We start from the raw sequence: 18,622 nt of genomic DNA, 5'->3' as shown, positions 1-18,622 counted from the left end.
GTGAAACACAGTAAAGAAGCCACTTAGATGTCGAGGTTAGCAACGAGCGCGTTGGTCTCGATAAAGTCGCGACGCGGCTCCACTTCGTCACCCATCAGGGTGTTGAACATCATATCTGCTGCTACCGCATCTTCGATGGTAACCCGCAGCATACGACGGCTATCCGGGTCCATAGTGGTTTCCCACAGCTGGTCCGGGTTCATCTCACCTAGCCCTTTATAGCGCTGTACAGAGAGGCCACGCTGGCCTTCCTGCATCAGCCACGTCAGCACTTCAGAGAAGTGTCCAACGGGCTTCTGACGCTCACCACGGGCGATGTAGGCGCCTTCGTCCAGCAAGCCGTTGAGGGTGTCCCCTAACCCTGCCATGGCGCGGTAATCGGCGCTTTCGAAGAAGTCCAGGCCCCACACGTATTCCGTGGTGACGCCGTGGGCAATCAGCGATACCGCCGGTAAATGCAGGCCACGCTCGGTGTCTTCTTGCAGGTAGAACTGATAGCGTGGGCCGCCCTCGTAAGCCACCCTGTCGTCCATGGCTTTTTGCAGCTCGGCGATCCAGTTCTCCATGGTGACGCGATCTTTCAAGCTGGTCTCACCCTGCAACGCTGTCGCATTGACGGCTTGCTTGAGCACTTCGATGGGATACACCCGTGCCAAGCGATCGATACGTTTCATCACGTTACGGTACTGATTGACCAGTGCTTCCAACTGCGACCCGGTAATGCCAGGCGCGTCTGCATTGACGTGCAGCCCTGCTCCATCCAGTGCGGTGGTGGTCAGGTAATCGATCATCGCCTGCTCATCTTTCAGATAGAGCTCTTGCTTACCGCGCTTGATTTTGTAAAGCGGCGGCTGCGCGATAAAAATGTGGCCACGTTCGATAAGCTCGGGCATCTGACGGAAGAAGAACGTCAGCAGCAGCGTGCGAATGTGGGATCCATCGACATCGGCGTCGGTCATGATGATGACCGAGTGATAGCGCAGCTTGTCAGGGTTGAACTCTTCGCGCCCAATGCCACACCCCAGCGCCGTAATCAGCGTCCCTACTTCAGCGGACGAGAGCATCTTATCGAACCGCGCTTTTTCGACGTTCAGGATTTTACCTTTCAACGGCAGAATGGCCTGGGTACGACGATCACGCCCCTGCTTGGCACTCCCCCCCGCCGAGTCACCCTCCACCAGGTAAAGCTCCGACTGGCTGGGGTCTTTCTCCTGGCAATCGGCTAGTTTGCCCGGCAAACCCGCGATATCCAGAGCGCCCTTGCGGCGGGTCATGTCTCTAGCTTTTCGCGCCGCCTCGCGGGCACGTGCCGCGTCCAGCATCTTGTTGACGATGGCTTTGGCTTCGTTAGGTTTTTCGATCAGGTAGTCGGCAAACAAGCGACCCATCTCCTGCTCCACCGCCGTCTTCACCTCGGACGAGACGAGCTTGTCCTTGGTTTGCGATGAGAACTTCGGATCGGGCACTTTGACGGAGATGATCGCCGTCAGGCCTTCACGGGCGTCGTCGCCCGACGTGTTCACTTTGGCTTTTTTCAGCAGGCCTTCCGCTTCGATATAATGGTTTAGCGTACGCGTTAGCGCAGCGCGGAACCCTGCCAAGTGGGTACCGCCATCCCGCTGAGGAATGTTGTTGGTGTAACAGAAGATGTTCTCTGTGAAGGCATCGCTCCACTGCATGGCCACTTCGACTTCCACGCCATCATCACGCCCAGCGTTGAAGTGGAATACCGGGTTCAGAACGGTTTTGTTTTTGTTCAAGTGGTCAACGAAGGCTTTCAGACCACCTTCGTAATGGAACAGCTCCTCTTTGCCGCTACGCTCATCCATCAGGCGAATGGCTACACCCGAGTTGAGGAAGGAGAGCTCACGCAGGCGTTTCGCCAGAATATCGTAGTGGAATTCGATGTTGGCAAACGTCGCCGGAGACGGGCGAAAATGCACGCGGGTACCGCTTTTTTCCGTTTTGCCTACGACGCCTAGCGGCGCTTGCGGCACGCCATGGTGATAAATTTGCTCAAACACCTCCCCTTGGCGCCAAATCGTCAGGCGCAGCTCTTCGGAGAGTGCGTTCACCACCGATACACCCACACCGTGCAAGCCGCCCGATACTTTATAAGAGTTATCGTCGAACTTGCCACCCGCGTGGAGCACCGTCATGATGACTTCCGCCGCAGAGACACCCTCGCCCTCGTGTAGCTCGGTCGGAATCCCTCGACCATTATCGCTTACGGTTACCGATTCATCCGGGTGGATCACCACACGAATTTCGCTACAGTGGCCGGCCAGGGCTTCATCGATGGAGTTATCCACCAGCTCGAAAACCATGTGGTGCAGCCCGGTGCCGTCGTCGGTGTCACCGATATACATGCCTGGACGCTTACGTACTGCGTCTAGCCCTTTGAGCACCTTGATGCTTGATGAATCGTAAGCCTGCTCGCTCATTGACCACTCCGTCGTGAAGTCTGTCTCGTTCCGTGTCGTCTACCCATCTGGCTGACATTGGCTAAGCCCTTGCGTGGAGTGTTTCACGTGAAACAACTCCACGGCTGTAGAAGGCTGCCAGACGTCGCTCAGCGCGGTGGGTTCGACGCTGGTAATAAATGCTTGGCACTGCATCTCTTCGAGTAACGTACAGAACTGGCGGCGGTGATGCTCATCTAGCTCTGCCGGTAAATCGTCAATCAAATAAATACAGTGCCGCTGTGCGGTACTTTCCAGAAGCCTACCTTGAGCAAGCTTCAATGCACTCACCACGAGCTTCTGCTGGCCTCTGGAAAGCACCTCAATGGCAGGCTGTTTATTCAGCCGGATGCGCAAATCCGCACGCTGAGGGCCTTGCTGGGTAAAGCCCATCTGCTGGTCCGTGTTACGGCTATCGTGCAGCACTTCTGCCAACGAGCGCTGTCTATCCCAACCACGCGCATAGCGCAACGTTAATCCCGGTAGCGGCAATAGTGTCTTCAGGGTCTCGTTGAACACGGGAAGAAATTCGTTAAACCATGCTTGGCGGAGCGCATCCATTTGTTCGCCCCAGAGTGCTAACTCTTGCTCCCAAACCGCTATTTCATTGGGCACTATTCTACCACGCCTGAGAAGCGCATTCCGATGTTTCACCGCACGCCGGGTCCGACGCCAAGCATCCAGAAAGTGGTGTTTCACGTGAAACACTCCCCAATCCAAAAACTCGCGACGGCCGGCGGGTGAACCTTCCAGCAAACGAAACGCATCCGGGTTGATGAGCTGTAGCGGCATGGCTTCGACGAGCTCGGCTAACCTTACGCCTTTCTCTCCCCTCAGACGTAGCTCCAGCTCACGCTGAGCACGCATACGCCTGACACCAAGCGTCACCTCAGGATCCCCCGCTAAACGTCCATATAGCGTCATATAAGGGGCGTCCATTTGAATAGCATTCTTGAGCTGACGCGTGCGAAAAGAGCGTCCCATGCCGAGGATGTGAATCCCCTCTAGCAAGCTAGTCTTTCCGCTACCGTTCACGCCATGGATCACGTTGATACGCGATGAGGGATGAAGCGTGACTGGCGCTAAATTGCGCAGTCCCTGAAAAGTGAGTTGTGTCACGCTCATCCGTCAATGCACCTTGTAAGACCGTTCCAATCGCCAGACGTGCCCTATGCGAAAACGGCGCTTCTGCAACCAGAAGCGCCGTTCTTCATCCCATTCCTTGCGTTATAAGCGCATCGGCATCACGACGTAAAGCGCATCGCCGCCGCCCGGCTCTTCCAGCAGTGCGCTGCTATTGGGGTCGGCTAACGTCATCTGTACGCGGTCTTCATCCAATACGGAAAGCACGTCTACCAGATAACCCACGTTGAAACCGACCTCCATGGCGCTGCCATTGTATTCGACGGCGACATTCTCCTCGGCCTCTTCCTGTTCAGGGTTGTTCGCCATGACCTTGAGGTTGCCCTCCTCCAGATAGAGGCGCACCCCGCGATACTTTTCGTTGGAGAGAATGGCGGTACGTGACAGCACTTGACGAAGCTCGGCACGCTCGGCGATGAGCACTTTATCGCCGTTACGCGGCACCACGCGTTCGTAGTCCGGAAACTTGCCGTCGATCAGCTTCGACGTAAACGTGAAGTCACCCGTGTGGGCACGCACATGGGTCGAACCAAGCGTCAGGCTAACCGGCTCGTCGCTGTCATCCAGAAGACGGGACAGCTCCAAGATACCTTTGCGAGGCACGATGAGTTTTTGGGCTTGGCTCACCGCGACCTCGATAGGACGCGAGCACATCGCCAATCGGTGTCCGTCAGTAGCGACCGTGCGTAGCAGGTTGCTCTGAATCTCTAACAGCATACCGTTGAGGTAATAGCGTACGTCCTGCTGAGCCATGGCGAAGGAAGTGGATTCGATCAGATGCTTGAGCGTGCCACGGGGAACGCTAAGCTCCTGACTTCCATCGGCATCTTCGATATTAGGAAACTCTGCCACAGGAAGTGTAGAAAGTGTAAAGCGCGAACGACCACTACGTAATACGGCGCGTCCCTCTTCGACGGCTAATTGAATGTCGGACTGATCGGGCAGCGACTTACAAATATCCATCAGCTTTCTAGCCGGTACGGTTGCCGCCCCTGCTTGGTCCACTTGGCTGGCCACCGTGCGGCCTACCAGCTCGACTTCCAAGTCGGTGCCGGTCAGCGCGACCTGGTCACCTTCCACTTGAATCAAGACGTTAGAGAGCACAGGCAGCGTTTGGCGCCGTTCCACTACGCCCGCCACCAGAGTCAGCGGGCGAAGCAGCGCCTCTCGGGAAATGGTAAATTTCATCGAAACTCCGGTTTTCTATCCTGAAAGGCCTGCCGCTTGGCAGGCGTAAACGAAAAAAGGTTAACTTGTTAGCAGGCGAAGAAGATTTTTGTAATCCTCGCGAATATCCGCATTCTCTTCTTGCAGCGCTTTTACTTTTCGGCAGGCATGCAGCACGGTGGTGTGATCACGGCCACCAAACGCATCGCCAATTTCCGGCAAGCTATGATTGGTGAGCTCTTTTGCCAGTGCCATCGCCACCTGCCGGGGGCGCGCCACCGAGCGCGAGCGTCGCTTGGAGAGCAGATCCGCCACTTTGATTTTGTAATATTCAGCCACCGTGCGCTGAATATTATCCACCCCGACCTGCTTGTCCTGTAGCGCCAAAAGATCTTTCAACGATTCACGGATGAACTCTTGGGTGATGGTCTTGCCCATGAAATGTGAATCAGCAATGACTTTCTTCAGCGCACCTTCCAATTCACGCACATTAGAACGAATCTTTTGGGCGATAAAGAAAGCCGCATCGTGGGGCAGGTCCACCTTGGCCTGATCGGCTTTCTTCATCAGAATCGCCACGCGCGTCTCGAGCTCTGGCGGTTCGATGGCGACGGTGAGACCCCAGCCAAAGCGCGACTTCAGCCGCTCTTCGACACCACTGATCTCTTTTGGATAGCGATCAGAGGTCAAGATCATCTGCTGACCGCCCTCTAGCAAGGCATTGAACGTATGGAAGAACTCTTCTTGGGAGCGCTCTTTACCGGCAAAGAACTGAATGTCATCGATCAGGAGGGCATCGACACTGCGGTAGAAACGTTTGAAATCGTTGATCGCATTGAGCTGCAGCGCCTTCACCATGTCAGCCACGAAGCGCTCAGAGTGAAGATAAACCACGCGGGCATTTTCCCGACGACCTGCCAACGCATTGCCTACGGCATGCATCAAGTGGGTTTTACCCAAGCCCACGCCACCGTATAAGAACAGTGGATTATAGGCACCGCCAGGATTTTCAGACACTTGGCGAGACGCCGCACGTGCCAACTGGTTAGATTTACCTTCCACAAAGGTATCGAACGTGAAATTGGGGTTTAGGCCGCTATTGTGTTTCAAGCTGCCTTCTACCTGCACCTGACGCTCGTTGCCACGACGAGGAGAGGCATTCTCTTCACGCAGCTGATCGATTTCACGCTCGTCGGCAATATCACCCCGGGGCGGGGTATGTACGGCGGGCGACGTCGGCTGAGCCGGGGCGGCTGACACCGGATTACCCAGATCGCGAGGCTGGGGAGCTGGAGCAGCGGCCCGGCGGCTACCTACCGTCAAACTGACCTTAGGGGGCTTGGAGGGTGCAAGCTCGCGCATTAATTCACTAATACGCTTGGCGTACTTATCACTCACCCAGTCGCGCACAAAGCGATTCGGCGCCAACAAACGCAGCTCATTGGTGTCTCCTTCTTCTGCCTGCAGCGGACGTATCCAGGTATTGAACTGCTGTGAATTCAGTTCGTCCTGCAGGTAGTCCAGGCACTGTTGCCAAAGCGCGAGTGACACTCATCTCACCATCGGTTGAAAACGGCCGACCATTGTAGCGCCCAACGACACGGTTATCCACACGAGCTAACGGCTCTTTTTCGCCTGTGGACAACTTTCCGTAAGGGCTTAGGAAAACCCGGTGACGCCATGGGTACAACCCTCCTTTCGAGCAAGTTGTCACCGCCTGACCACACCAAATTCACAGTTTATTCGCGCGTTATTCGATGCTTATTCACAGATTTTTTATTACTTCAAGTTGTTGATAAAAATGTATTAAAATGACTTATCCACAAATAGTATCCCCACTATTAATAACAGTAGGTTTTAAATAACTTCATTAGTAATAGTAGTGCGATGCAAGAAAACGAGTGGTGGGCGCCAAGCCGCGCCGCCATTGCCTTTTTCGAGCTTTTTATGCAAGGAAAAATTGCACCCAGCGCGGGAAGTCTCTACAATTTCCGGTCTTGAATTGAAACTCCCCGGCTAGTTCCTCACTGGACCGGGTCTTTTGGAATTCACTTTCCGTCCTAAACCACGTGGGAATAACGAGTTATGAAACGCACTTTTCAACCCAGCGTTCTCAAGCGCAAGCGCGCGCATGGCTTCCGTGCTCGTATGGCAACCAAAAACGGCCGTGCCGTGATCGCACGCCGCCGTGCCAAAGGCCGCAAGCGTCTGAGCGCCTGATCTCGGATTGCGTGTGTCGCCTCAAGGGTTTCCCCGGTGCTTGCGGTTGCTAACTGCCGGGGATTTCAGTCACGTGTTTGAGCAGGCTGACCTCAAAGTCCATGGCAAAGGTATGATGGCGCTAGCGCGCATGACTACCCGGGGATACCCCCGCATCGGACTGGTCGTTAGCAAAAAAAATGTAAAGCTTGCTGTCGATCGTAACCGCTTCAAGCGACTCGTTCGCGAATCCGTTCGTCTGCGTCAAGATCACTTACCCTCTGTGGATATCGTGATATTGGCAAAGCGAGGCGTGCAGGATGTCGATAACGAAACGCTCAGCCGTCAACTATACGGCATGTGGAAACGGCTTCAGCGCGACGCACAGGCGGCATCAACACCTCTCCCGCCTCATGGCGTAACACGTGACGCTTGACGACACACCTCGCCGCTCGACCTCGGCCTGCCGCTTGGCAGGCTTTCGTGTGTCATGGGTCGAGTAAATGACACTGCGCCATTAGCATGTTCACCACCCATCGGGCAGAACCCTCATGGACGTAAAACGACTTTTATTACTGATTCCACTGGCCGTACTAGCCTACCTTCTGGTTGTACAGTGGAATCAGGATTACGGGCAGACCACCTACGATTCGACGCCAGAGATCACCCAAAGCAGCAATGGGGCTCCTGCGAACGAAAGCGGTAGCGACGATCTCTCCGTGCCCAGTACTTCGGCGCCTAACAACGCTATTAGCGAAGGCGTTGGCGATGAGCAAAGCGACACCGCCAGCCGTGATTTCATTGCGGTCACCACGGATGTTCTGGACGTACGCATCGACCCCTTCGGTGGCGATATCGTCTACGCAGCCTTGCCGCAGCACAAACTGACGCTGGATTCCGACCGTAATTACGTGCTGCTGTCAGATAACGCCACGCGCAGCTATGTTGCTCGCTCCGGCCTTCAACTGGATGGTCAGGCAAGCCGCATTGCTTTTACTCCCGAGCGTAACGAGTACCGCTTGGGCGATGACGAAGAGCAGATCAGCGTCGATTTGACGGCTGACGTGAATGGTGTCGACGTCATCAAACGTCTAACATTCGATCGCGGTAGCTATGCGGTCAATGTGAGTTACTACCTGGCCAACAATACCGAAGCACCGGTTTCCGCTCGATTCATTGGTCAGCTAGCCCGTGACAATAGCCCTGACCCCTCTAGCGGGGTGGCCATGGGGATGAATTCTTACCTAGGGGCTGCTTATTCCACGCCTGAAGCGCGCTACGAGAAGATCGATTTCGATACGATCCAAAAACGTAACTTCGAGAATCGCGAGGCCCAAGGCGGGTGGATAGCGATCATCCAGCACTACTTTGTGTCCGCCTGGGCACCGCCTCAAAATCAGCAGAATCTCTACTACGTAACGACCGATTCTCGAGATCGTAACGTAGTGGCCTTCGCTGGCCCCACCAGCAGCGTGGCTGCCGAGGGTGAAGCCACGCTGAGCGCAACGCTTTACATGGGCCCGAAGGTGCAAGACTACCTCGAGCAAGTCGCACCGAACCTCAAGCTCACCGTGGATTACGGTTGGTTGTGGTTCATTGCCAACCCGCTGTTCTGGCTGCTGGATAAGATCCACGACATCGTGGGCAACTGGGGCTGGTCCATCGTACTGCTCACCGTATTGGTGAAGCTGGTGCTCTTCCCGCTCTCTGCCAAGGCCTACAAGTCCATGGCGCGTATGCGCAAACTGGGCCCAGAGATGCAGCGTCTCAAAGAGATGTATGGCGACGACCGCCAGAAAATGTCTCAAGAGATGATGAAGTTCTATCAGAAAGAGAAGATCAATCCGCTGGGCGGCTGTTTGCCGATTCTGGTACAGATGCCGGTATTCATCGCCCTGTACTGGATGTTGCTGGAATCCGTCGAGCTGCGCCACGCGCCGTTCATGTTCTGGATCCAGGATCTCTCGGTGAAAGACCCCTATTTCATCCTGCCGATTCTGATGGGTATCTCGATGTTCGTTCAGCAGATGCTGAACCCGACACCGCCAGACCCCATGCAGGCGAAGATCATGAAGATGCTACCGATCATCTTCACCTTCTTCTTCCTGTGGTTCCCGGCCGGCCTGGTCATCTACTGGGTGGTCAACAACATCATCTCGGTGGCGCAGCAGTATTTCATTACGCGCAGCATCGAGAAGGATCCAAGCGTCGGCAAAGGGATGCGAACCAAGTAATAGCCCCCCCTCTGCTACTCCCAGACCCCCGCCTTTGCGGGGGTCTGGCGTTATAGGGCGAAGGTACTCATCATGAGCACCATCGCGAAACACTCTCTCCCTCTTTCGTCTTTAGGAAGCGTCATGGCCGACCGACTCTATACCCAAGACACCATTACCGCCTTGGCAACCCCCCCTGGCCGTGGCGGCGTGGGCATCATTCGCGTATCAGGCCCCGCCTGCCGTACGATAGCCGCCGAGATACTCGGGACCTGCCCTGCTCCTCGCTACGCCCACTACGGGCCGTTTCACGGCGCTGAGGGCACTATCGACGAGGGCATCGCGCTACTGTTCAATAGTCCTCACTCCTTCACCGGTGAGGACGTGCTGGAGTTGCAGGGCCACGGCGGTCCCATCATCATGGATATGCTGCTAGAGCGCTGCCTGCAGCTCGGTGCTCGCCTGGCCCGGCCGGGGGAGTTCTCCGAACGGGCGTTCCTCAACGACAAGCTGGATTTGGCCCAGGCAGAAGCGATTGCCGATTTGATCGATGCCACTTCCCGATCCGCTGCTGAAAACGCCGTGCGCTCGTTACAGGGCGAATTCTCCCAGCGCGTATCGGCTCTGGTAGAACGGCTGATCGAACTGCGCGTTTACGTGGAAGCCGCCATCGATTTCCCAGAGGAAGAGATAGACTTTCTCGCCGATGGCCATGTCGCTACGCATTTGGAGAGCGTTCAGCAAGCACTCGTCGCCGTTCGCAAAGCCGCTGGGCAGGGCGCGCTGCTACGCGAGGGCATGAGTGTAGTGATTGCAGGGCGTCCCAATGCCGGTAAATCGAGCCTTCTGAACGCGCTGACCGAGCAAGACACCGCCATCGTCACGGATATCGCGGGTACGACACGGGACGTCCTTCGGGAGTACATCCACCTAGACGGTATGCCGCTGCACATCATCGATACCGCTGGCCTGCGCGATACGCCCGATGCGGTAGAGAAAATCGGCGTTGCCCGGGCGTGGGAAGAGATTGAAAAGGCCGACCGGGTACTGCTCATGGTGGATGCTTCCACCACGGATGCCACCAACCCAATGAGTATCTGGCCAGAGTTCGTGGAGCGCCTTCCGGATCAACGGCGGCTAACTCTGGTGCGCAACAAGATCGACGCGAGTGCAGAAACGCCAGGCATTGACTTATCCACAGCCACACCGATCATCCGCCTATCGGCGAAAACCGGAGAGGGTGTGGATAGTTTGAGAACGCACCTAAAGGAGGTGATGGGCTTCTCTGCCACGACCGAAGGCCGCTTCTCTGCCCGCCGACGTCACCTGGATGCGCTTGACCGCGCCATGGCGGCGCTAGACACCGGGCGAGCCCAACTGGATGGCTACGGTGCTGGCGAGCTTCTTGCCGAAGATTTACGAGATGCGCAGCAAGCACTAGGAGAGATCACTGGTGAGTTCAGTGCCGATGACCTGCTGGGTGAAATCTTTGGCAGCTTCTGTATCGGTAAATAGTCCCCCACCACTCACCGCCACTACTCACCTACGAGCCATTTAGCGCGGTAGTGGCTGTCACTCCCCAGCAGCGGTGCCACCTGAGCCATCGCTGCTGACAATTGCTCATCCAGTCCCCAGGGTGGATTGATCACCACCATGCCGCTTCCATACATGCCATGCGTGCCCTCCGCCGAGGCGCGTAACAGCAGCTCACTGTGCCAAATCTTGCGAATTCCGCTCGCTTCAAGGCCGCTGAGCAACGTGTCATGATGCCCGGCGGGCAGTAGCGGGTACCAGATCATCACCACGGCGTGGCGTGCTTTTTCGAGGTTATAGGCCACCGCGTCGACGACCTCTTGATACTCCACTTTGCGCTCGTAACTCGGATCTATCAACACGCACAGCCGTGGCGTTGCCACCGGCAACAGCTGCTTCAGGCCCAGCAACCCATCCCCATAAACGCGTCGGGCCTGTTTGGGCAACGCTTGCCCGCTCAAATGCTCGTGCTCACCAGGGTGCAGCTCAAATAGGCGCAGTGAGTCCTGCTCACGCAGCCCCTGAGCCAGCCACCAGGGTGAGCCAGGGTAGTACGAAAGCACAGTCGATTGGGGCTGCGCGCTTTCCAACGACGCCATCCATTTACCAAGTAACGGATCACTCAACTGCTGCCGAACCTGCCAGAGCGGTGCGACGCCCTCTCGATACTCTTGAAGCCGCTGAGTCTCTTTCGTGGCGAGCGGGTAGAGCCCTCTGCCTGCATGGGTATCAATATATGTAATTGATGTTTTTTTACGTAATAAATAATCTGTCACCGCGTAAAGCGTTAAATGCTTATGAACATCGGCAAAGTTACCGGCGTGGTAGGCGTGTTGATACGACAGCATGGCAGCTCGCTAGCAATTGAACAAAAAAAGCCCGCTATGTGAGCATAGCGGGCGTTGGACGGCAATGCCGGGATTAACGCATATTACTGGCCGTTGCCGGTAGGCGTCAGGGTGATTTCTACGCGACGGTTCTGCGCGCGCCCCTGCTCGGTAGCATTGCTAGCCACCGGCTGATTAGCACCGTAGCCCATGGTATTCAACCGCATGGAAGAGACGCCATTTTGGCTCAGGTAGCTGCCGACCGATTGGGCACGACGCTCTGAGAGGCGCTGGTTGTAGCTGGCATCCCCGGTGCTATCCGTATGGCCAGCAATGTTTACGCGGGTATCGGTGTACTGAGTGAGGACATTCGCCACTTCGTTTAGAGCGCTGCGCGCATCCGAGGTGAGCTCGGCAGAATCGAATCCGAACGTAACGCTGCTGGGCATGTTGAGCACGATATCGTCACCGCGCCGATCGATCTCGATACGCGATCCTTGCAGGTTATTGCGAAGCTGCTGCTCTTGACGGTCCATATAGGCACCCACGCCTGCACCGGCGGCCGCACCCACAGCGGCACCAATTAGCGCACGGTCACGACGGCTCGTACTGCCATCACCGGATAAAGCGCCCGCCGCTGCACCAATCGCTGCACCAATGCCGGTGCCCATGGCGGTGCTCGAGCGCTGCGTTTGACCGCCGTAAGGATCGGACGTCGCGCAGCCAGCCAGTAATATCGCCGCTGCCAGTGGGGTCAGTAGTCGAGAAATACGCATCACTCACTCCTTGTTTATGATTGAGGTGTACCGAATCGATCGCTGGTCACTCTTCGCTGATCAAGGCCAGCAACTCGTTCAAGAATAATAGACCTTGGGGCGATGCACGCAGCTTTTCAGGCATTTCCATTAAAAGTCCTTTTTCTTGAGCACTGTGTAAACGCGCAAGTAACAGTGCCTCTGGCTGGCCAGTGTGAGCCGCCCAATCCGCCAATGGTACCCCTTCGGTCAGTCGGAGCGCGTTCATGGCAAACTCCAGTGGTAGTTCGCGGGGCTCGATGAGTTGCTGGCCTGCCAGGAAGCCACGCGGGTCATTGGCACGGCGCAAGTACGCATTAGGTTGGCGCGTCTTCCAACGCCGTTCGATCTGCCACTTCCCTTGGGAATCTATGGAGGAGAGCTTTGCATGAGCGCCTGCCCCAATTCCTAGGTAATCGCCAAATCGCCAGTAATTTAGGTTATGGCGACTCTGACATCCCGGACGGGCGTAGGCCGATATCTCGTATCGACGCAGCCCGGCTCGCTCCAGGCGCTGGTGCCCCGCCTCCTGAATGTCCCACAACGCCTCCTCCTCTGGCAAAGGAGGAGGGTGAGAAAAAAACGCCGTATTGGGCTCCAGGGTGAGCTGGTACCACGAAAGATGCTCAGGATCGAGGGCAAGCGCCTGATCGATATCTTCCATGGCTTGCTCAGGTGTTTGTTGGGGCAATCCGTGCATGAGATCGATGTTGAGGTTATCGAATCCCGCCGCTCTGGCTTCACCGATGGCAGTCACCGCTTCGTTGCCGGTATGAATTCGCCCCAACGCACTCAGTTGAGTGTGGCGGAAACTCTGCACCCCCAAAGACAATCGATTGATACCGGCTTCCCGATAACCAATGAACCGCTGCTGCTCGGTCGTGCCTGGATTGGCTTCCAGGGTAATTTCAATGCTAGGCGAAAAGGCGAGCCGCTCACGAATGCCATCGAATAACTGTCGATAAAACGTCGGCGATAGCAAGCTAGGCGTGCCGCCGCCAATAAAAATGGTTTGAAGAGTACGGCCAGACGCCAGCGCCAAATCGCCGTCCAAATCACTCAGCAAGGCGGCCAAATAGGCCGCTTCGGGTAGGTCATTGGCGCCAGATTCAGGTTCGTGAGAATTGAAATCGCAGTAAGGGCACTTGCGTACACACCAAGGTGTATGAATATAAAGCGAGAGCGGCGGCAATCGATTAGCCATGCGCCACCTTCAGAATGTCCACCAACGCGTGTAACGCACGTCCGCGATGGCTCAAGCGGTTCTTCGTTTCACTGGGCAGTTCTGCCACGCTCATCCCCTGATCGGGTAGCCAGAACAGCGGATCGTAGCCAAAACCGCCCTCTCCCCGGGGATGAGCCAATACTTCTCCTTCCCAACTTCGTTGAACGATCACAGGTACCGGGTCTGCTGCATGGCGTAAATAGACCAAGACACACCAATAACGGCCCGTGCGCTGGCCTTCCGCGCACTCACTGAGTGCTGCCAGCAGTTTCTCGTTGTTACGCTCGTCACTTTTCGGCTCACCGGCATAGCGAGCAGAGTAAATGCCAGGCGCTCCATGCAACGCATCGACCTCCAGACCTGAGTCGTCGGCGAGCGCCGGTAACCCGCTTACGCGACTCGCTTCACGGGCCTTTAACAGCGCATTTTCAACGAACGTCAGTCCTGTCTCTTCGACATCGTGCACACCAAACTCAGCCTGGGGGCGTACATCCAGTCCAAGGGGCGATAGCAACTGATTGAATTCTTTTAATTTTCCAGAATTTCCACTGGCTAAAACGAGCGTATTGGCTGCATTCATAGGGGCGACCTCTTCACATGATGGGGCCAGTTTACGCCTATCGAGAACACAGCTAAAGGCAACACAATGTTACTCAGTGTATCTTGTCACTCAGCGCAATCATTGACCATTATCCACTAGTAAATGTATATAAAAACAATAGCTTGAACTATATATTCTAAAAAGTAATAACAAAGTGCAAATTACTTTTATAATTATTTTGATAACAAATCTTTACGAAATGTAGCTTATAGGCAACACTCATTTAGTCACCTGCTCACGCTTTACGCTCATGAGGCCTCCCCAATGTCCCAAGAAAAAACGCACGGCTTGGTGTACATCATCACCGAAAAAAGCCCACAGGCGCAGCTTTTTGCCGATTACTTACACGAACACACAGGGTGTACGGTAAGCATTCACTCACCTAAAAGTTCACTACCCACGATCATTCCAAACAAGCTGTTAATACTCATCGATAGTGACCATATCGGCGTAGAAGAGCTACCCGAGTGGCAGGAAAATCTTCCTGATAACTTGGCCAAAACCTCGCTGGCCGCCTTCAATATTCGCGATATGGACCATGCACTGGAAGCGCTGTCATGCGCCCAGCTCAAAGGCGTCTTTTACCGTGACGAGAGTCTTGAAGTGATCTGTAAAGGGATTCACGCGTTACTCGAAGGTGAGCTTTGGATGTCACGCGATTTGATGGCCCGTTTGATCCTTTTTTACCGCAAATATCAAAGCAACGCGTTTCGACCTGCCTGCGGCTTAACCAATCGAGAAATGGAGATCATTTCGCTACTTAGTGCTGGCTCCTCCAATCAACAGATTGCCGACAAACTCTTTGTGAGTGAGCACACGGTTAAATCACACCTTTACAATATTTTTAGAAAAATCAATGTGCATAACCGTATACAAGCGCTGAACTGGATTCACCAAAACTTAGGCCCCATTTTACCCAATATCGAAACAGCGCGCAGTTTGCAGCGCCATCGTTAGCTAAATGAAGGTTGATGACATGTTAAAAACCCTCCTAAGTCATTCAGCCAACGTATTAGGATTACTTTTTTTTGTACTCCTAATGGGTAGTGCTAACGCTAGCGAGGAAGAGTCTGTTAGCGATACCCAAGCTGTTGATGACATTAACCAGCTATCAAGCCCTGATGGCCCAGAAATACAGAACCGTCTGCATGGCAGCAGTGAGCTGACCGGCATCATGGTGGATCGCACGATCACAATGGCAGGTAAGACCTTTTATCGTGCATTTAGTCAACTTGCCATGGACAACCGCATTATAGGGAACGCAACACTCACCATACAGGAACGCCCCGATGCACGCTGGGGTAGCCAACTATGGATAATGGAAGGCAATAAAATGTACTTCAGAACCCAGCTCTCTCCTCGTATTAGCGAGGCTGATCGCGTCGCAGGAGAAGCTGTACAAGTTGTCCAAGAAGCGCTTCTGCAACAGCAGCTCACGGCAGCGCTTACCTCAGACAAAGACCTAGGAAAAGAGGAGTTAAACTAATGAGTGCTAACCTTAAAAAAAGCACATTGAGTGCCTTGATAATATCTGGTTTGGCAGCGTCGCTCTCTCTTAAAAGCACCGCTGGAGAACTTATTTACGAGCCTCTCAACCCATCTTTTGGCGGTGACCCCTTCATGGGTAGCTATTTGCTAGGAAAGGCACAATCACAGGACACCAATAGCGACCCTAATGCAAGAAGCATCGAACCTCTATCCTCTACTGAGCGGCTTATTCAAAGTCTTGAAAGCAGACTCATCTCGCAGCTCATTAGCGATGTAGGCGCTGGCGAAATTGGTGAAGGCTCTTTCGATAGTGGAGAATTCAGTGTCGTTGTACGCGATGAAGGTGGACAGCTTATTGTAAGAGTAGTTGATAAAGTAACAGGGGATGTCACCAACATTAGCGTGGGTGGATTATTTAATCCTTAACAACAAAACAGGCACTTAAGAAAATCAAAACGGTTTAACAACCGAACACTGACGCTATAAGTGTCGCCAGGGGATCAACATGAAAATCATCGCTTCAATTATAATGGTCAGTCTCCTAAGTGGGTGCGCGGGGATGGTGGCTACGTCCGAAAATCTAGAGGGTGCACAGGCAACCCTGACGCCCCGTGGAGCGACCTATCAAGATTTAGTCTCGTTACCTCCACCGGCAGGGAAAATCTTCGTCTCTGTGTATGATTTTCGAGACCAAACGGGTCAGTACCGCCCTGCTCCAGCCAGTACTTTTTCCACCGCCGTGACACAAGGTGCCGCAGCGATGTTGACAGGCGCATTAGCTGACTCTGGTTGGTTTATCCCTTTGGAGCGCGTGGGGCTGCAAAATCTGCTGACCGAGCGACGTATCATTCGTGCTGAATTTGAGCGCTTTAATCAACCCGATACTTTGCCCTCGTTAAGAGCAGCATCGGTCATGCTTGAAGGAGGCATCATTGCTTATGAGTCCAACGTCAGAACCGGTGGTGCGGGTGCAGAATATTTCGGCATTGGAGCATCAGGGCAGTATCAGGTGGATCAGGTAACGGTCAATTTACGAGCCGTCGAGATATCCACAGGCGAAATACTGGCTAACGTGACGACGACCAAAACCATTTACTCTAAAGAGCTTCGGGCAGGAGTGTATCGCTTTATTGATTTTAGGCGGCTCCTGGAAGCGGAAGCCGGCATTACGACCAATGAACCTGTCCAGCTTGCCGTCATGTCAGCCATAGAATCTGCCGTTATCCACTTAATTGCTCGAGGCGTAGAGAATAACCTATGGAATTTATCGAACGGGGCTAGCTTGCAAAACTCAGTATTGGCCGATTATTTAAATGCCCCCACGCCGCTTTTATAAGAATTACTGAACTTATCACCAAAGAAACGCAATATAAAACTATTGACGGCTTTGCCACCACGCAAAGCCGTTTTTATATGCCAATAAAAGTATGAGTTTTCTCATACTATTCTTTCTCGATTTAACTAAAAAAATCGCCTGCAACATACATTTTTTACTTATGGCGTCAAAATATAAATCAGCCAAACTCAACGCATGAAATACAAAAAGATACAAATTGTTGCAGAGGGAATAAAAATGAAACCTAACGATTCGAAGCAAAGCACTGCAACATTTCGCTTAGCGACACCTATTGCTGCTTGCTTGATTGCTTCTGCAGTTTCATTACCTACCTTTGCAGACTCTTTTAGCCATCGCATTGAGCAGTATTTCAACGATACCAATGCGCAGAGCTATCAAGGTAACTTCAGCATTATCCAACAGATTGGTAACAACAATCGTACGAACGTAACCCAGTCGTATTCTGCGAGTTATCAAACAGGTAACTTCTCTCGCATTAGCCAGCGAGGAGATTGGAATAACGCCAATATCGAACAAGTGGGTGGCAATAATGCAGGTGTCATTTTGCAAAAGGGCAATTATCACACCGCTAATGTCATCCAGACAGGCAACGATCAACCGCTTGAAACCTACGTGACTCAGTTGGGCCAACGTAGCGATGTTCAAGTCTCTCAATCGGGGAGTGGCTATCGCAGCATTAGCGTCGAACAACGCGCCTACTCAGGCAATGCGCGCCCAGTCACCGTCGACACCTACTGAGCAGTCGATACGGCCTCAGTAATAACTAAAGTAAGAGCATCATAAAGGGGATGTAACCATGAAAACTCAAATGACCACTATCGCTGCTGCCGTTGCTCTGACCATGAGCGCTGCTGCAATGGCTCAAACTGCACCGAGCTGGCAGTTCAACGGCTCGCGTGCCGATATCGACAGCATGGGTGGTTCTCTCTACAACGGTAGCGCCGTGGGTAGTGACTCACAAATCGAGCAAAATGGTAATTTTAACAGTACATCCGTAACACAATGGGGTACACAAGACTCTCGCATCAAGCAAGAGGGTACTTCAAACAAAGCCAACGTCACTCAAGACGATGTTGTAGGTCAGGCCCTTACTTCACCAGGCAATAACTACTCCAGCATTGATCAAGACGGCTTTAAAAATACCGCCTATGTAACTCAAGAGGGCATTACCAACGATTCCATTGTTGTTCAAGAAGGTCGATTTAATATGGCTAATGTAATGCAAGAGGGCCGACTAAACGACTCTTGGGTACAACAGGAAGGTTGGTTCAACGAGTCGAATGTCGTCCAGGACGGCGAGCTAAACGATAGCTACGTGAATGCTGACGGTAGCTTTAACCGGACATATACCACCCAAACAGGTGATGAGCTTGACAGCGACATCATCCTCGACGGCGACTTTAACTATGCAGCGGTGACCCAAACGGGTTACGGGCATGACTCCTTCATCAGTACCAATGGCAATGGCAACACCCATTTTGTAAACCAAAGTGGTGCGTTCGGGGGGGCTGGACAGCACTTCTCGCAAATCTTAACCACTGGTAGTGGCAACTATAACGTGGTCAGTCAAGGCAACTAACATTTGGCCTTGTCGTCAAAACCGCCCCTTCCGG

At 53.8% G+C, this 18,622-nt stretch carries 18 protein-coding genes; 10 read left to right on the top strand and 8 right to left on the bottom strand.

Features of this window, described 5'->3' with window-relative positions; translation table 11 throughout:
- Positions 1-23: 23 nt before the first annotated feature.
- The 4 genes from gyrB to dnaA all read right to left on the bottom strand — a co-directional run bounded on the left by gyrB (position 24) and on the right by dnaA (position 6,323).
- Entirely contained in the window at positions 24-2,444 is a 2,421-nt protein-coding gene (gene gyrB, locus FHJ80_RS06515) for a DNA topoisomerase (ATP-hydrolyzing) subunit B (RefSeq protein ID WP_139526174.1), read from the bottom strand.
- A 39-nt stretch (positions 2,445-2,483) separates the two neighbouring features.
- Positions 2,484-3,587 (bottom strand): DNA replication/repair protein RecF, encoded by a 1,104-nt coding sequence (recF, locus tag FHJ80_RS06510; RefSeq protein ID WP_139526173.1) that lies wholly within the window; start codon positions 3,585-3,587, stop codon positions 2,484-2,486.
- Positions 3,588-3,689: 102 nt separating this feature from the next.
- Complete coding sequence (gene dnaN / locus FHJ80_RS06505; RefSeq protein ID WP_139526172.1) at positions 3,690-4,793, bottom strand: DNA polymerase III subunit beta; 1,104 nt, start codon at positions 4,791-4,793, stop codon at positions 3,690-3,692.
- Positions 4,794-4,853: 60 nt separating this feature from the next.
- Positions 4,854-6,323, bottom strand: coding sequence for a chromosomal replication initiator protein DnaA (gene dnaA, locus FHJ80_RS06500; protein ID WP_139526171.1), 1,470 nt, complete (start codon positions 6,321-6,323; stop codon positions 4,854-4,856).
- 534 nt (positions 6,324-6,857) lie between these two features.
- On the opposite strand from dnaA, the gene rpmH reads away from it, so the two are divergent.
- From rpmH to mnmE, 4 genes are all read left to right on the top strand, one after another.
- Entirely contained in the window at positions 6,858-6,992 is a 135-nt protein-coding gene (gene rpmH, locus FHJ80_RS06495) for a 50S ribosomal protein L34 (RefSeq protein ID WP_009723348.1), read from the top strand.
- Between the two features lie 13 nt (positions 6,993-7,005).
- Positions 7,006-7,407 carry a ribonuclease P protein component gene (gene rnpA, locus FHJ80_RS06490; protein ID WP_176558221.1) on the top strand — a complete coding sequence of 134 codons (402 nt, stop codon included), beginning with the start codon at positions 7,006-7,008 and terminating at the stop codon, positions 7,405-7,407.
- A 115-nt stretch (positions 7,408-7,522) separates the two neighbouring features.
- Positions 7,523-9,205, top strand: a complete 1,683-nt coding sequence (yidC, locus tag FHJ80_RS06485; RefSeq protein ID WP_139526169.1) for a membrane protein insertase YidC — start codon at positions 7,523-7,525, stop codon at positions 9,203-9,205.
- A 123-nt stretch (positions 9,206-9,328) separates the two neighbouring features.
- Positions 9,329-10,699, top strand: a complete 1,371-nt coding sequence (gene mnmE, locus FHJ80_RS06480) for a tRNA uridine-5-carboxymethylaminomethyl(34) synthesis GTPase MnmE (protein WP_139526258.1) — start codon at positions 9,329-9,331, stop codon at positions 10,697-10,699.
- Positions 10,700-10,719: 20 nt separating this feature from the next.
- On the opposite strand, the gene FHJ80_RS06475 is transcribed toward mnmE, so the two are convergent.
- The 4 genes from FHJ80_RS06475 to rdgB form a co-directional block, all read right to left on the bottom strand.
- On the bottom strand, positions 10,720-11,565 hold the full coding sequence (locus tag FHJ80_RS06475) for a 23S rRNA (adenine(2030)-N(6))-methyltransferase RlmJ (protein WP_139526168.1): 846 nt from the start codon (positions 11,563-11,565) through the stop codon (positions 10,720-10,722).
- 83 nt (positions 11,566-11,648) lie between these two features.
- Positions 11,649-12,320: an OmpA family protein gene (locus FHJ80_RS06470; protein WP_139526167.1), complete on the bottom strand. Its 672-nt coding sequence runs from the start codon at positions 12,318-12,320 to the stop codon at positions 11,649-11,651.
- 46 nt (positions 12,321-12,366) lie between these two features.
- Complete coding sequence (gene hemW / locus FHJ80_RS06465; protein ID WP_139526166.1) at positions 12,367-13,542, bottom strand: radical SAM family heme chaperone HemW; 1,176 nt, start codon at positions 13,540-13,542, stop codon at positions 12,367-12,369.
- Positions 13,535-14,143 (bottom strand): RdgB/HAM1 family non-canonical purine NTP pyrophosphatase, encoded by a 609-nt coding sequence (gene rdgB, locus FHJ80_RS06460; RefSeq protein WP_139526165.1) that lies wholly within the window; start codon positions 14,141-14,143, stop codon positions 13,535-13,537. The genes hemW and rdgB overlap by 8 nt, the downstream gene beginning before the upstream one ends.
- 285 nt (positions 14,144-14,428) lie before the next feature.
- On the opposite strand from rdgB, the gene FHJ80_RS06455 reads away from it, so the two are divergent.
- The 6 genes from FHJ80_RS06455 to FHJ80_RS06430 all read left to right on the top strand — a co-directional run bounded on the left by FHJ80_RS06455 (position 14,429) and on the right by FHJ80_RS06430 (position 18,588).
- Positions 14,429-15,121 (top strand): LuxR C-terminal-related transcriptional regulator, encoded by a 693-nt coding sequence (locus tag FHJ80_RS06455; RefSeq protein ID WP_139526164.1) that lies wholly within the window; start codon positions 14,429-14,431, stop codon positions 15,119-15,121.
- 19 nt (positions 15,122-15,140) lie between these two features.
- Positions 15,141-15,650, top strand: coding sequence for a CsgE family curli-type amyloid fiber assembly protein (locus tag FHJ80_RS06450; RefSeq protein WP_139526163.1), 510 nt, complete (start codon positions 15,141-15,143; stop codon positions 15,648-15,650).
- The gene (locus FHJ80_RS06445) at positions 15,650-16,078 is read left to right on the top strand and encodes a curli assembly protein CsgF (RefSeq protein ID WP_139526162.1); all 429 of its coding nucleotides are present in this window, start codon (positions 15,650-15,652) and stop codon (positions 16,076-16,078) included. Before FHJ80_RS06450 ends, FHJ80_RS06445 begins: the two co-directional genes overlap by 1 nt.
- 79 nt (positions 16,079-16,157) lie before the next feature.
- Positions 16,158-16,988 carry a CsgG/HfaB family protein gene (locus tag FHJ80_RS06440; protein WP_139526161.1) on the top strand — a complete coding sequence of 277 codons (831 nt, stop codon included), beginning with the start codon at positions 16,158-16,160 and terminating at the stop codon, positions 16,986-16,988.
- Between the two features lie 237 nt (positions 16,989-17,225).
- Positions 17,226-17,747 carry a hypothetical protein gene (locus FHJ80_RS06435; protein WP_139526160.1) on the top strand — a complete coding sequence of 174 codons (522 nt, stop codon included), beginning with the start codon at positions 17,226-17,228 and terminating at the stop codon, positions 17,745-17,747.
- Between the two features lie 58 nt (positions 17,748-17,805).
- Positions 17,806-18,588, top strand: coding sequence for a curlin subunit CsgB (locus FHJ80_RS06430; protein WP_139526159.1), 783 nt, complete (start codon positions 17,806-17,808; stop codon positions 18,586-18,588).
- The last annotated feature ends 34 nt before the right edge of the window (positions 18,589-18,622 follow it).

Origin of the sequence: Halomonas sp. BL6, from assembly GCF_006228115.1 — a bacterium.
GTDB classification, from domain to species: domain Bacteria; phylum Pseudomonadota; class Gammaproteobacteria; order Pseudomonadales; family Halomonadaceae; genus Vreelandella; species Vreelandella piezotolerans.
Note: the sequence above shows the minus strand (reverse complement) of the source record. Positions and strands in the feature narration are given on the sequence as shown.